Origin of the sequence: Providencia rettgeri, from assembly GCF_001874625.1 — a bacterium.
GTDB classification, from domain to species: Bacteria; Pseudomonadota; Gammaproteobacteria; order Enterobacterales; family Enterobacteriaceae; genus Providencia; species Providencia huashanensis.
In genome coordinates, this window is record NZ_CP017671.1 from 595,016 (window position 1) to 609,366 (window position 14,351).

Sequence of the window (14,351 nt, forward strand, 5' to 3'; positions counted from 1 at the left end):
CGCCCCAGCATTTAGTAGTCACTTGGCTGGTCATTATTCCCCGTGACTATTGCAACACTTGCACTAGCGCCAACACGGTTAGCACCAGCTTCAATCATTTTAATGGCAGTTTCACGATCGCGAACGCCGCCAGACGCTTTTACACCAACTTCGTTGCCGACTACTTTACGCATTAGAGCAACATGGTGTTCAGTCGCCCCCATTGTACTGAAACCTGTTGAAGTTTTCACAAAACCAACTTTAATTGTGCGGCAAATTTCACAAACTTGTGTAATTTCTTCATCTGTTAGTAGGCAGTTTTCTAAGATAACCTTGAGTGTTGCGTTACCGCAAGCGGCAAAAACAGCTTCAATATCTTGACGAACAAAGTCTAAATCACCACTTTTTAGCATCCCGACGTTGATGACCATATCAACTTCATCAGCTCCACGGCGCACGGCTTCAGCCGCTTCAAAAGCTTTAGCTTCAGTTAAACATGCACCTAAAGGGAAGCCTACCACACAGCAAACCTTAACGTCGCTGTTTTTTAACAGCTCACTGGCTAAAGGCACATATCCTGTATTGACACATACTGAGGCAAAATGGTGCTCTGCCGCTTCTGCACATAATTTTGTGATATCACTAACAGTTGCATTAGCAGCGAGTAAAGTGTGATCAATATATTTTGCTAAGTCTTGCATTTTCAACTTTCCTATATAAATGTGGATAAGACAACAAAGAATGAGGAAATGTGGTAGATGTAACACTTGATCATTCGTTATTCGAGATCCTAATCACAAATGATATTTTTGCAACATGATAATGTTAGTATCATATCATTATGTGATTTATTTAACACGAGGGACATTATGGATATAGCAGTTATTGGTTCAAACATGGTTGATTTGATCACTTATATCGATCAAATGCCAAAAGAAGGCGAAACGCTAGAAGCGCCAGCTTTCAAAATTGGTTGCGGCGGTAAAGGTGCGAACCAAGCTGTTGCTGCGGCTAAATTGAATTCTAAAGTGATTATGTTAACTAAAGTCGGCGATGATATCTTTGCAGATAACACCATCCGTAATCTTGAATCTTACGGGATTAACACGCGCTATGTGGAAAAAGTTCCGTGTACTTCAAGTGGTGTCGCGCCAATTTTTGTTAATCAAAATTCGTCTAATAGTATTTTGATCGTTAAAGGAGCGAATAAGTTTTTATCACCAGAGGATATCGATCGGGCTGCTGAAGATCTAAAAAAATGCAAACTGATCGTCCTACAATTAGAAGTCCAACTCGAAACGGTGTATCACGCGATCGCTTTTGGTAACAAGCATGGGATACCCGTATTACTTAACCCGGCCCCCGCTCAACGAACGCTCGATCTAGATTTTGCCTGCCGTTGTGATTTCTTTGTACCCAATGAAACGGAATTAGAAATTCTAACCAATATGCCAGTCGACACGATGGACAACATCCGCCGAGCTTCACAATCACTATTGGATAAAGGCCTAAAAAACCTGATTGTCACACTTGGTGATAAAGGGGCTTTGTGGATGACGCGCGATAGTGAGTTGTATATACCTGCTATCAAAGTAAATGCCATTGATACCAGTGGCGCTGGAGATGCCTTTATTGGCTGTTTTTCTCATTATTATGTACACACCGGGAATATTGAAGAAGCACTGAAAAAAGCAGTGATGTTTTCTGCATTTAGTGTGACAGGGAAAGGGACTCAATCTTCTTATCCAAGTGTTGAGCAATTTACGGAATTTGTGCAAATCAACACAGTTAACAAATAGCTAAATAATAATAGTCAACGTAGCTGTATACCCTTTGATGTATTAATCAGTCACTAGAACTGAATAGCAAGTCATCGGGTATAAATTATAAAATTATAAGGGTTACTATGAACATTAAGAACATCACTCAGTTACCGGATGGCTACCTGAGTAAGACTCCTCTATTTCAATTTATCCTACTGTCCTGCCTTTTTCCTCTTTGGGGTTGTGCAGCGGCATTAAATGACATTTTGATCACACAGTTTAAAAGTGTTTTTGAACTTAGTAACTTTGCATCAGCTTTGGTGCAAAGTGCGTTTTATGGTGGGTACTTTTTGATTGCGATCCCTGCATCTTTGGTGATCAAAAAAACCAGCTATAAATACACTATTATGGTGGGGCTAATCCTCTACATCGCAGGGTGTAGTTTGTTCTTCCCAGCTTCACATATGGCAACCTATACGATGTTTTTAGCGGCAATTTTCGCGATTGCTATTGGTTTAAGTTTCCTTGAAACCGCAGCAAATACCTATAGTTCGATGATTGGTCCAAAACAGTACGCTACACTTCGTTTGAATATTAGCCAGACCTTTTACCCTATTGGTGCGGCTGGGGGGATTTTACTGGGTAAATATCTCGTTTTCTCCGAAGGAGATAGCCTGCAAAGCCAAATGGCGGGAATGAATGCGGAACAAATTCATGAATTCCGCCTAGCGATGTTAGAAAATACACTCGAACCCTATCGTTATATGATCATGGTATTGGTCGTGGTGATGATCTTATTCCTTATTACTAAGTTTCCTAAATGTAAAGTTGCAGAAACTCAGGATCACAAACGCCCCTCTGCGATCGATACGTTAAAGTATTTAGCCAAAAATAGCCGTTTTAGAAAAGGGATTATTGCTCAGTTCTTATATGTTGGGATGCAAGTTGCTGTTTGGTCATTCACTATTCGTTTAGCGTTAGAAATGGGCGATATTAACGAACGTGATGCATCGAACTTCATGGTATATAGCTTTGCGTGTTTCTTTATTGGTAAATTTATCGCCAATATCTTAATGACTCGTTTTAACGCAGAAAAAGTATTAATTATCTATTCTGTGATTGGTGCTCTGTTCCTTATTTATGTTGCATTTATTCCAAGTTTTACCGCGGTGTACGCCGCTGTAATGGTGAGCATTTTATTTGGACCTTGCTGGGCGACTATTTATGCGGGCACTTTGGATACAGTCGATAATGAACATACTGAAATGGCGGGTGCGGTCATTGTGATGGCGATTGTTGGGGCTGCAGTTGTCCCTGCGGTACAAGGTTATGTCGCTGATATGTTGCACTCTTTACAGCTTTCATTCTTGGTTTCTATGTTGTGCTTTGTTTATGTTGGTATTTACTTTGTTGGTGAACGCCGTTTTAAAGCAAAACAAGAAGCAAAATAATTCAGCGAATCAATTTGGGTAGTGTGAGCTACCCAATTCCATCCATTTAATCAAACCGTGAGTATGAAAATGAATACACTAATACCACTTCACAGAAGCTTATTTACGGAAAAACCGACCCTTATTTTACAAAATGACCAATTTGCTGCGACAGCTTTCCGTTATCAAACGGGCGTAGAAGGTTTACGTATTGAAAATCAGCAAGGTTATTTAACTATTTTACCTTTTTTAGGGCAAATGATTTGGGATGCTGAATTTTGTGGCCAAAATCTGAAAATGGAAAATATGTTTTCAGCCCCGAAACGTGTCCCAACAGTCGTAGAAACGTATGGTTGCTTTGCTTTTCACTCAGGTTTAATCAGTAATGGCTGCCCTTCACCAGAGGATACTCACCCATTGCATGGAGAAATGCCTTGTGCATCAATGGATAGCAGTTGGCTTGAGCTGACAGAAGATAGCTTAAAAATTGTCGGTGAATATGAGTATGTGATGGGTTTTGGTCATCATTATCGCGCTACCCCATCAGTTTTATTAAAGGAAAACAGTACGTTATTTGATATACAAATGTCAGTGACAAACTTGGCGTCTGTTCCTATGCCACTCCAGTATATGTGCCATATGAATTATGCTTATGTAGATAAGGCAACATTGACGCAAAATATCCCAGAACATGCGATTAAGCTGCGTGAATCAATACCGGGTCATGTACATCCAACCGAGCAGTGGCTTGAGTTTAATGAGTCCTTAAAATCAGGCAAAGTGACGTTAAATCAACTTGACCAACCAGATATGTGTGACCCTGAAATTGTTTTCTTTATGGATAACTTGAGCCAATATACTACCGAGCCAGAGTTCAGGATGACATCGCCAGATGGGAATACGTTCATCACACGTTTTAACTCGAATGAACTTAATTATGCCACCCGCTGGATTTTATATAATGGAGACCAAAAGGTTGGCGCGTTTGTACTCCCTGCAACTTGCCGGCCAGAAGGCTTTATGGCGGCAAAAAATAACCAAACATTAATTTGGTTACAAGCGGGTGAAACACGTCAATTTACCGTAACAACGGGGGTTGAAAAATAGTCATTGACGATTTTTCAGGGGATCTTTGATAAAAGGCAGCGATTCGCTGCCTTATTCATATTGTTGACATTCTTCTTGTAAATCAGAAAGTAGCCTCGCTGCATCATAAAGTAGTATGTTTTTTCTATCAGGTTGCATCATTATTGCAACTTTAATATTTGCTTCATGCATATCTGGTAATACTTCCGTCATCAAATGCTCAAGGGAAAATAATATGGGTGAAAAATGAGCCCATTCGCCGGTTAAGCACTGCTCTACGTATGCTTTAGCTGGCCATAAAGGGAGGGAAAGGTCATGCATACCGTTTCTTACTGTAATAAGGCTATTTCCATCACTGATTGCCCAAACTTGCTCCCAATCGGCTATTTTGCCTACAAAATACGTGTATTTTTGTTGTGGTCGCAGCTTCTGGACGTTGCAGATTTCTTTTTCGTTAGGGGAAAATAGTGTGTTATTCATTATTGGATTATCGAAAAAGTAATTGATAATTATTGGGAAAATTATATTTATTATTGTTATCTTAATAACAAAATGAATTGATAACAACATGCAGCAAAAATGAACTAACTCACAATAATAATACCTGTCGGTTAAATTTTAGGGCGGTTAGAGATGATAGAAGCGTTACTTGAAAAATATGCGATTGGAATGACATTGATTGCAGCATGCCTTGCACTGTATGTCGTTTTTGAAGTGCTCCATAAAAGGCATAAGCACAAAAATAAAAGCATTCTTATCCATATTATTCAAACAGTTGTACTCTGTGGCATTGTGATTGTATTGGCCCAGTATGTGGATATGGCAGCAACAGACTTTGATTTAAGTTTTATTTCAACGTCTTTAGTTAATTTTTTAACAATTTCAGCTATCGCCTTAATTTTAATGCGAAAATTGTTTCAATTAGCGAATCGATTAGAAAAGAAACAAATTCAAAAAGGGAGTGACCCTACATCAGCACGTATTGTGGCTAGGGTATTTAAAACGACAGTTTTTGTTATCATTGTACTGCTTTTTGGTGAACATTTTGGCATGAGCTTATCAGGGCTGATGGCATTTGGTGGTATTGGTGGTATCGCCATTGGTATGGCAGGTAAAGACATTCTCAGTAACTTTTTCTCGGGATTAATGCTTTACTTTGATCGTCCTTTTAATATTGGTGATTGGGTCAGTTCACCAGATAGAAATATTGAAGGTACCGTGGTCGAAATTGGTTGGCGGATCACAAAAATTATTACTTTTGACCATCGACCTCTCTACATACCGAACTCAGTTTTTTCTTCAATTAGTGTGGAAAACCCTGGGCGTATGACTAATCGACGTATTAAAACAGAAATTGGTTTGCGTTATGAAGACGCTGACAAAATTGGTGCGATTGTTGATGAGATACGCACGATGCTAAAACAAGATGAAAATATCGATACAGGGCAAACATTATTAGTATATTTTGATGCCTTTGCCGATTCTTCGTTAAATATTATGGTGTATTGTTTTACGAAAACAACCGTATGGGCAGAGTGGTTAGCTGCGCAGCAAGCGGTATATTTAAAGATAATCGATATCGTAAAACGTCATAATGCTGACTTCGCATTCCCATCTCAAACATTGTATGTGGAAAAAAACAACTAACGTTCCGCACATGATAAATTAGCCGACTAATTGATTGTTAATTATTAATTAATTAGTCGGTTTATCTTTATATCTTTGAAATGTAAAAATAAAATTTCGGTAATTGAGCTGCTAGCTGTTAGCATTTTTATGCTATTAACCAGAGGCTTATAAAAAATAATCGACTTTTTGTTTTGCTGATTTTTTGCCAAGGCGCAGGTCATTCCAATTCCCCTACCTATCAAGTATATTGACCGCCTCTTTTCCTCAGCTAACTAAGAGCCAGACTGTTATGAATAAAATCAATGTGGCATGTAGCCAGGGGGTCGCTATCTATTTTACTGGTGAATTTCAGTGGGTAGATATTCGCGATGCACAGTTAAACAATATTGCTGCTGTTGTGCTATCTGAACAAGATGCCAACCAAGGGCTGTGGAAAAGGGTTGCTGAGAGTCAGCTCAGTATTCCGCTGTTTATCATTAGTGATAAACAGCTACCAACGGATGAAAAATTACCTCCTTATTTAACGGCCATTTTGCCGCCAGCACCTGCTGAGCGTGAAGAAAATAGCCGCCAATTACTTGATGCTGCTAATCAGTATCTTGAGCAGTTATTACCTCCATTTTTTGCTCGAATGATGGATTATGCTGCGGGTCATAATGTGACTTTTGCGTGCCCTGGGCACCAAGGGGGGCAATTTTTCCGTCGTCACCCTACGGGGGAGCAGTTTTACCAATTTTATGGTGAAAACCTTTTTCGTACCGACCTCTGCAATGCAGATGTTGCGATGGGGGATTTGCTGATCCACGAAGGTGCTGCGAAAGAAGCCCAAAAATTTGCGGCTAAAGTGTTCAATGCAGATAAAACCTATTTTGTCCTAAATGGCACTTCATCGTCGAATAAAGTGGTATTAAATGCCTTATTAACACCGGGCGACCTCGTATTATTTGACCGTAATAACCACAAATCAAATCATCATGGCGCATTGATCCAAGCGGGGGCGACACCGGTTTATCTTGAAACGGCGCGTAACCCATTTGGCTTTATCGGTGGTATTGATGCACATTGCTTTGAAGAAACTTATTTACGTGAATTAATTACAGATGTTATGCCAGAACGGTCGCAAGCTGTACGGCCGTTTCGATTGGCGGTGATCCAATTAGGCACCTATGACGGAACAGTGTATAACGCACGACAAGTGGTCGATAAAATTGGGCATTTATGTGATTATATTTTATTCGATTCTGCATGGGTTGGTTATGAGCAATTTATACCGATGATGCGTCAGTGCTCGCCATTACTGCTCGAATTAACTGAAAATGACCCTGGTATTATGGTCACTCAGTCCGTCCATAAGCAGTTAGCCGGGTTTTCTCAAGCTTCACAGATCCATAAAAAAGATAATCACATCAAAGGTCAAGAGCGTTTTGTTTCTCATAAAAAACTCAATAATGCCTTTATGATGCATGCCTCTACGAGCCCATTTTACCCACTATTTGCTTCTCTGGATGTCAATGCACGTATACATCAAGGCGCTGCCGGCAATATGATGTGGATGGATTGCGTAAAAGTGGGCATTGAAGTCAGAAAATCCATACTTCAGCACTGTCGTTACTTTAAGCCCTTTGTTCCTGAAATGGTTGATGGCAAGTTATGGCAGGATTATCCTACTGAGCAAATTGCGAGTGAGCAGCGCTTTTTTAATTTTATCCCTAAGCAACGTTGGCATGCATTTGATGGTTATGCACAGGATCAATACTTCGTTGACCCATGCAAATTAATGTTAACGACACCGGGTATCGACGTCGAAAGTGGTGAATATGAGGCTTTCGGTGTACCTGCGACTATTTTGGCGCATTTTTTACGTGAACATGGTGTGATCCCTGAAAAATGCGACTTAAACTCCATTCTATTTCTATTAACACCAGCGGAAACGCGCGAAAAACTGGAATTGCTGGTGTCTCATTTAGTTCGCTTTGAGCAATTACTCGATGAAGATGCATTATTAGTTGACGTATTACCGTCGGTTTATCAGCGTTATGAAAGCCATTACCATGGTTATACGTTACGCCGTCTGTGCCAAGAAATGCACCAACTCAGCGTTGACGATAATATTAAGCAATTGCAAAAAGAAATGTTCCGTAAGCAACATTTCCCTAAGGTAAAAATGAACCCTCAGCAAGCCCATATTGAATTTATTCGGGGTAACTGTGAGTTACTACCCTTGGATGAATTAGAAGGGCGTATTGCCGTTGAAGGAGCCTTGCCTTACCCTCCTGGGGTATTGTGTGTTGTGCCAGGGGAAGTTTGGTCAGGCCCTGTATTGCGTTACTTCAAAGCTCTTGAAGCTGGGATCAACGCTCTACCGGGTTTTGCTCCTGAATTACAAGGCGTTTATATTTCCAAGAATGAAGGTGAGAAAAAACGTGTCTATGCACATGTTTTAAAGTAATTTTGTAGTTATTCAGATAGTAAGCATAGATTTTATCTTATTAGCTCGTTACATTGGGGTCAGACTAGTCATAGCTGACTCCTCATTTATTGATAAGGTAAGGTATGAGCAAAAAAATAATTCTTGATTGCGACCCTGGTCATGATGATGCAATTGCATTATTACTGGCTTACGGCAATCCAGACATTGATTTATTGGCTGTAACAACCGTTGCAGGTAACCAAACCCTCGAAAAAGTCACTTATAATGCTCTAGCGATTGCTGAAATGGCTAAGATCACGGGGGTTCCTTTTGCCGCGGGCTCTGTTCGCCCATTAGTGCGTAATAGCGAAGTTGCACCAGACATACATGGGGACTCAGGGTTAGACGGCCCTATTTTACCAACGCCCACACTTAAATTAGATGAAAGACATGCTGTTTCATTGATTATTGATACCATTATGTCACACCCCCCTAAAACGGTAACGTTAGTACCAACAGGGGCATTAACCAATATTGCGCTTGCTGCTCGTCTAGAGCCCCGCATTGTGGAGCGGGTGAAGGAAGTGGTGCTGATGGGCGGTGGCTACCATGTGGGGAATTGGAGCGCAGTTGCGGAATTTAATATCAAAATTGACCCAGAGGCTGCCCATATTGTTTTTAATGAAAAATGGCCACTGACCATGGTGGGGTTAGATTTGACGCACCAAGCCCTCGCGACCCCGGATGTTGTAAATGAAATTGCAGCGATTGGTAGTGATTGTTCGCAATTTGTTGTGGAACTTCTGGATTTTTTCGGGAAAATGTACAAACAAGCTCAAGGCTTTGATGCTCCTCCGGTTCATGACCCTTGCGCTGTAGCTTATGTGATTGATCCTTCAGTTATTACTACACAAAAAGTTCCTATTGATATCGAATTAACAGGGTCATTGACATTAGGTATGACGGTAGCTGATTTCCGTCACCCAGCACCAGCTGACTGCCATACACAGGTCGCAGTTAAGTTAGACCACCATAAATTTTGGCAGTTGGTCATCAATGCGTTAAAAAATATTAGGTAACTCATGAATAACGAATTAGAACAAATGCCTTACGAGGCGCTTATTGAACGCAGTATGAATGCCTTACAAGCTAAAAATCAGTTTCATTGTGACACGTGGAAATTGGACCAAGCCGATTGGTCGGTAGACCAAGACGAAGGGACGATTATTTTTCACGCTCCAAACAATGTAATGGCGACTGCACCGGTACAAATCGTTGGAACATATGACCAAAACCAAGGCAGTTGGATGTGGAGTTGGGCAAATAGTTCGATCCAACCCGCGCTTACACATGATGCCATTGCAGTTAAAGCCTATGGTGAGCGCAGTGATAACCCGTTGTTGACCGCACGAGTGAGCGACATTGAAGAATATGACGCTTGGCAGCTCACCGCGTTAGCTTGCGAATTAAACAACCAGCAAGGTGTTTACCGAGGTGTCGCGGGTCACACGTTGGTTTTTATGACTTTTGGTGATGTTTCACTACAACAAATTTAGCTCGGGAATGGCTTATTCAGCAGTGAACAAGGCATTTAAACCCTCTTTGGTTTAGTGACCTGTCAGTTATACTGGTTTTCTTTTTTCAATCAGGAGCATACTCATGTTAGATATCGCACTTGAAGCCGCTAAACTAGTCAAAACAATGACGGTAGAAGCTTTCTATAGCGCGGGGAAATTTGACTATAAAGCCGATCGCTCGGTAGTGACTGAAACGGATATCCGAGTTGAAGAAGAAATCAGGGAACTGTTTGCGAAGCGTACACCTAATACCTTAGTTTTAGGTGAAGAATTTGGTTTTGAAGGTGAACAAAAGTTTAGTTCGGGTTGGGTTATCGACCCAATTGATGGAACGCGTGCATTTATTTATGGTGTGCCGCTTTTTAGTACGTTAATTGCTTATGTTGAAAATGGGGAGCCACTCCTAAGTGTCATTAGTTTCCCTGCTATATCAACGATGTTCTATGCATCTCAAGGGGAAGGTTGCTGGTTGGAAAGCTCAGGGCAATCGTTACGGCAACTGAAATTGGGCGAACAATCCCCTAAATCATTATCAGAAGCTGTAATCAGTGCATCTGGGATCCACAGCAGTCATTATAATTCTTCTGAAGGCTCGCAAATTTATCATCTTGATGCCATCGTGGGCGAAGCGCGTGATTTTATTTTTGCAAATGATGCATACCAACATGCTATGGTTGCATCTGGTCGTATTCATGGTGCGATTGATACCATAATGAAACCATGGGACAGCGCTGCCCTCATTCCCTGTATTCGAGAGGCAGGAGGTGAGGTTTGTGGGCTGAATGGTGAACGCACACAAGCCATGTTTGCAGGAAGCTTGCTCTCTACTGCAACTCCAGAGCTTGCAGAGCAAATCGTAGAATTGATGGCTCCTTAAAGGTCAATGCGAGGTCAATATGGCCTCGTGCAGCCCTTTTTATTGATTAGCTGAAATCAAAATGCAAACGTAATTTTTGGCAGTGTAAACAACGGAATAAATAGCCCTGTGCGGCTCCATCTTCATCTAAAATAGTGGCTAGCTCTTCCACTGAAAAACCATAATCAGCCACATCGTCAGCAAGGGAAACAAACTCGTCGAGCCTATCTTTGATGTCTTTCCAACTAACGTAACCTATAAATTCACAGGGTTCATTACAATGAGCCAGCCAAGTCTCTTGCTGCCAACCATGATAACCAGGGGTGCGTTTGATTAGCTCATCAAACATTTCGCTTGGATAGGGGTTGATAGTCTGTAAAAACTCGCCGTTATTATCATATTCACAATCGATCCCTTCCACACTTTCTGGGTCTTGAAATTCTCCATCGAATTTTGCACTAGCAGAGCCATTTGCGATACACCAAGGGCAAAATGCGTTGATATCCTCAACGGAGTAAAAAGGGCTTTCATAATAAATATCTGTAAGTTGCTGGCAACAATCACAGGTGACAGTTTTGTCAGTGAGAAACGCTTTGGTTTCAATAGGGTTTGGGTGGTATTTAAAATGAGGAAGTTTTCGATTACCAAGTGACATATAAAAATCCTATGGAATAGGGGGTTATTACCCTGAATGACGATTTAATCAGGCTATCACAAAACGTGATAGGTCACTTTAATTCTCTTTCAACGAGTTTATTTAATTGCGTTTTTATTATTCAAATAATTTGAATATGAACAGCGATATTATTAGCTTTAACTTAAATATGGTTTGGCGATATCATACCTCCATCGAAGGCAACACGGGTTGCCTCCCCCTATAACGAACGAAGGAATTATATTATGAACATGTTTAAAACTTTAATGGCAGCTTCTGTATTATCGGTAATGGCTTTTGGTGCTTCCGCTGCAACCTTAACTGCAACTAGCGATACCTTAGACTCAGCAGAAGCGATTATTGCGGCAAAAGCAAAAGCTGCGGGTGCAGATAGCTACACCATTACCAGTGCACGTATGGGTAATTTTGTCACAATGAGCGCAGAAACTAAATAATATGTTGGGTTGTTAATCTTAATTAAATATTTTGTCCAAAATTTCGGATTTTACTTAAAGATTGCAACTGAAAAATGACATGCCCCCTGATAGCGGAGAAATCCCTATCGGGGTATTGTTATATCATCCACGCCTTAATTGATATCTGTGCGAATACATCGCATCCCAAACGGTCTATGTTATAATACTCTTCTTTATTTATTATTGGCCCTTTATCATTGTTAGGGGCTATTCAATGGCTTTCAACATCAACACAAAAGAGCAGCATGCATCAAAATACCCCAAAACAAGGCTACCATAACCTAAACCGCTTTTCCGTTGCGCCAATGCTCGATTGGACCGATCGTCATTGCCGTTATTTTCACCGCTTATTAAGCAAAAATACCTTGTTGTATACTGAAATGGTGACAACAGGGGCGATTATTTACGGAAAAGGGGATTACCTCGCATTTAGTGAAGAGGAACACCCTGTTGCTCTACAACTTGGGGGAAGCGACCCTGCTGCATTAGCTCAATGCGCAAAATTAGCCGAAGAGCGTGGCTACGATGAGGTTAACTTAAATGTGGGTTGCCCTTCAGATCGCGTTCAAAATGGGCGTTTTGGTGCCTGTTTAATGGGGGATGCGCAGTTGGTGGCTGATTGTGTGAAAGCAATGCAAGATGCGGCAACTATTCCGATCACAGTTAAAACACGTATTGGCATTGATGAGCAAGATAGCTACCAATTTTTATGTGATTTTATTGAAACAGTTTCGACTCAAGGCGGCTGTGAAATGTTTATTATCCATGCTCGTAAAGCATGGCTATCCGGTTTGAGCCCAAAAGAAAACCGTGAAATACCACAGTTAGATTACCCGCGTGTTTATCAATTAAAGCGCGATTTTCCGCATTTAACTATGGCGATTAACGGCGGTATCAAAACGTTGGAAGAGGCGAAAGAGCATCTTCAACATTTAGATGGCGTAATGGTCGGGCGTGAAGCGTATCAAAACCCATCGATTTTAACTGCCGTAGATAACCAATTGTTTGGTGAGCATTTTCCTATTACGAATGGGGTAGATGCAGTACGAGAAATGTATCCATATATTGAAAATGAACTCACTAAAGGCGCTTATTTAGGTCATATGACGCGCCATATGTTAGGGATTTTTCAAGGTATTCCTGGTGCTCGCCAATGGCGCCGCCATTTAAGTGAGAATGCCCATAAAAAAGGCGCGGATTTAGCGGTCGTTGAGCAAGCGTTGGCGTTTGTTACCCGGGGTGAGTAACATATTTTACCTATAAAAAAAGCACCGTAAGGTGCTTTTCAGCTCTATTCGGCGTTACTTATTATGTTATGGAATAAGCAAGCTCGAGCCTTGGGTTTTTCTTGACTCAATTGTTTCATGGGCTTTTTGCGCATCTTTCAGAGCAAAAATTTGCGATTGCGGCACATCTACCTTCACATTGCCGCTTAAAATCATGTCAAACAATGCGTTGCTGGCTTGGTCCAACTCAGCACGGTTTGTGACATATACCCCAAGTGATGGACGAGTGACGTATAACCCACCTTTTTGGTTTAAAATCCCTAAATTCACACCCGAAACCGGGCCTGATGCGTTACCAAAACTTACCATCAACCCGCGGCGTTTTAGTGAATCTAAAGAAGCCAGCCATGTGGATTGCCCTACAGAATCATAAACCACATTGACTTTTTCGCCATGAGTGATGTCTTTAACACGAGCTGCGATATCTTCAGATTGGTAATTAATTACGTCCCATGCACCAGCTTCTTTAGCACGCAGCGCTTTATCTGCGGAGCCTACAGTACCGATCATTTTTGCACCTAATGCTTTTGCCCATTGGCATGCGATTAAGCCCACCCCCCCGCTGCGGCATGGAACAAAAATACTTCATTTTGCTTAAGTTGGTAAGTTTGATGGAATAAATAATAGACGGTCATCCCCTTTAATGAACTTGCTGCGGCTTGCTCAAAGGTTATCCCATCGGGGAGATGCGCAACCGCACTCTCTGGGACATTATGTACATCGCTATAAGCGCCCAAAGGGCCTTGAGCATAAACGACACGGTCGCCCGGTTTGAAACCCGTAACGTGAGCTCCGGTTTTAACGACAACACCAGCAGCCTCGGTACCTAGGCCACTGGGAAGTTTAGCGACAGGATATAAACCACTGCGGACATAGGTATCGATAAAGTTAATACCAATAGCACGGTTTTCGATTTGAATTTCGTTATCTGCCGGATTTACTGGGGAATAATCTACTAAGTTAAGTACATCAGCGCCGCCATGTTGTGCGAACTCAATACGTTTTGCCATGACAATCTCCAATAAGGACTATTCATTTTATTTACAATATCAATAGGTTTACTATAACGCCATCTTTCAATCAGAAGAATTATTGGTTTGTGCTTTTTGTTGAAAGCGTTATCAGGCAATTCTCTCGCGTGAAGGTGCAAAGAATGCCACAACAAAAATCAGATTGGCGTATACTAGAAGCTGTTCGTTAATTA

General features: G+C 41.2%; 13 protein-coding genes and 1 pseudogene. 10 read left to right on the forward strand and 4 right to left on the reverse strand.

From position 1 onward, the window contains the following. Nucleotides 1-11: 11 nt before the first annotated feature. Complete coding sequence (gene deoC / locus RB151_RS02575) at nt 12-680, reverse strand: deoxyribose-phosphate aldolase (RefSeq protein ID WP_042848873.1); 669 nt, start codon at nt 678-680, stop codon at nt 12-14. Between the two features lie 168 nt (nt 681-848). Between deoC and rbsK the strand changes: the two genes are divergently transcribed. The 3 genes from rbsK to RB151_RS02590 all read left to right on the forward strand — a co-directional run bounded on the left by rbsK (nt 849) and on the right by RB151_RS02590 (nt 4,279). Beyond that, on the forward strand, nt 849-1,778 hold the full coding sequence (gene rbsK, locus RB151_RS02580; protein WP_042848872.1) for a ribokinase: 930 nt from the start codon (nt 849-851) through the stop codon (nt 1,776-1,778). Nucleotides 1,779-1,885: 107 nt separating this feature from the next. Then, complete coding sequence (gene fucP, locus RB151_RS02585) at nt 1,886-3,193, forward strand: L-fucose:H+ symporter permease (protein ID WP_042848871.1); 1,308 nt, start codon at nt 1,886-1,888, stop codon at nt 3,191-3,193. A gap of 69 nt (nt 3,194-3,262) precedes the next feature. Continuing rightward, nucleotides 3,263-4,279 carry an aldose 1-epimerase family protein gene (locus RB151_RS02590; RefSeq protein ID WP_071548814.1) on the forward strand — a complete coding sequence of 339 codons (1,017 nt, stop codon included), beginning with the start codon at nt 3,263-3,265 and terminating at the stop codon, nt 4,277-4,279. A 51-nt stretch (nt 4,280-4,330) separates the two neighbouring features. Here RB151_RS02590 and RB151_RS02595 read toward each other — a convergent pair whose 3' ends face one another. After that, nucleotides 4,331-4,738 (reverse strand): DUF2750 domain-containing protein, encoded by a 408-nt coding sequence (locus RB151_RS02595; RefSeq protein ID WP_042848879.1) that lies wholly within the window; start codon nt 4,736-4,738, stop codon nt 4,331-4,333. Between the two features lie 153 nt (nt 4,739-4,891). Here RB151_RS02595 and RB151_RS02600 point away from each other — a divergent pair, with 153 nt between their 5' ends. The 5 genes from RB151_RS02600 (at nt 4,892) to RB151_RS02620 (ending at nt 10,751) form a co-directional block, all read left to right on the forward strand. After that, complete coding sequence (locus RB151_RS02600) at nt 4,892-5,905, forward strand: mechanosensitive ion channel family protein (protein WP_042848870.1); 1,014 nt, start codon at nt 4,892-4,894, stop codon at nt 5,903-5,905. Between the two features lie 271 nt (nt 5,906-6,176). Beyond that, nucleotides 6,177-8,336 (forward strand): ornithine decarboxylase, encoded by a 2,160-nt coding sequence (locus tag RB151_RS02605; protein WP_042848869.1) that lies wholly within the window; start codon nt 6,177-6,179, stop codon nt 8,334-8,336. A 104-nt stretch (nt 8,337-8,440) separates the two neighbouring features. Further along, the gene (locus RB151_RS02610; protein ID WP_042848868.1) at nt 8,441-9,376 is read left to right on the forward strand and encodes a nucleoside hydrolase; all 936 of its coding nucleotides are present in this window, start codon (nt 8,441-8,443) and stop codon (nt 9,374-9,376) included. A gap of 3 nt (nt 9,377-9,379) precedes the next feature. Beyond that, nucleotides 9,380-9,853, forward strand: a complete 474-nt coding sequence (locus tag RB151_RS02615; protein WP_071547670.1) for a DUF6882 domain-containing protein — start codon at nt 9,380-9,382, stop codon at nt 9,851-9,853. 103 nt (nt 9,854-9,956) lie between these two features. Further along, complete coding sequence (locus RB151_RS02620; protein ID WP_042848865.1) at nt 9,957-10,751, forward strand: inositol monophosphatase family protein; 795 nt, start codon at nt 9,957-9,959, stop codon at nt 10,749-10,751. A 46-nt stretch (nt 10,752-10,797) separates the two neighbouring features. On the opposite strand, the gene cbrC is transcribed toward RB151_RS02620, so the two are convergent. Beyond that, nucleotides 10,798-11,385 (reverse strand): PF03691 family colicin E2 tolerance protein CbrC, encoded by a 588-nt coding sequence (cbrC, locus tag RB151_RS02625; protein ID WP_048608749.1) that lies wholly within the window; start codon nt 11,383-11,385, stop codon nt 10,798-10,800. A 245-nt stretch (nt 11,386-11,630) separates the two neighbouring features. Between cbrC and RB151_RS02630 the strand changes: the two genes are divergently transcribed. Next, entirely contained in the window at nt 11,631-11,840 is a 210-nt protein-coding gene (locus RB151_RS02630) for a YdgH/BhsA/McbA-like domain containing protein (protein WP_042848863.1), read from the forward strand. 266 nt (nt 11,841-12,106) lie between these two features. Beyond that, entirely contained in the window at nt 12,107-13,108 is a 1,002-nt protein-coding gene (gene dusA, locus RB151_RS02635; protein WP_071547671.1) for a tRNA dihydrouridine(20/20a) synthase DusA, read from the forward strand. A gap of 66 nt (nt 13,109-13,174) precedes the next feature. Here the strand turns inward: dusA and RB151_RS02640 are convergent. Next, nucleotides 13,175-14,157, reverse strand: a pseudogene (locus tag RB151_RS02640) (quinone oxidoreductase). Between the last annotated feature and the right edge of the window lie 194 nt (nt 14,158-14,351).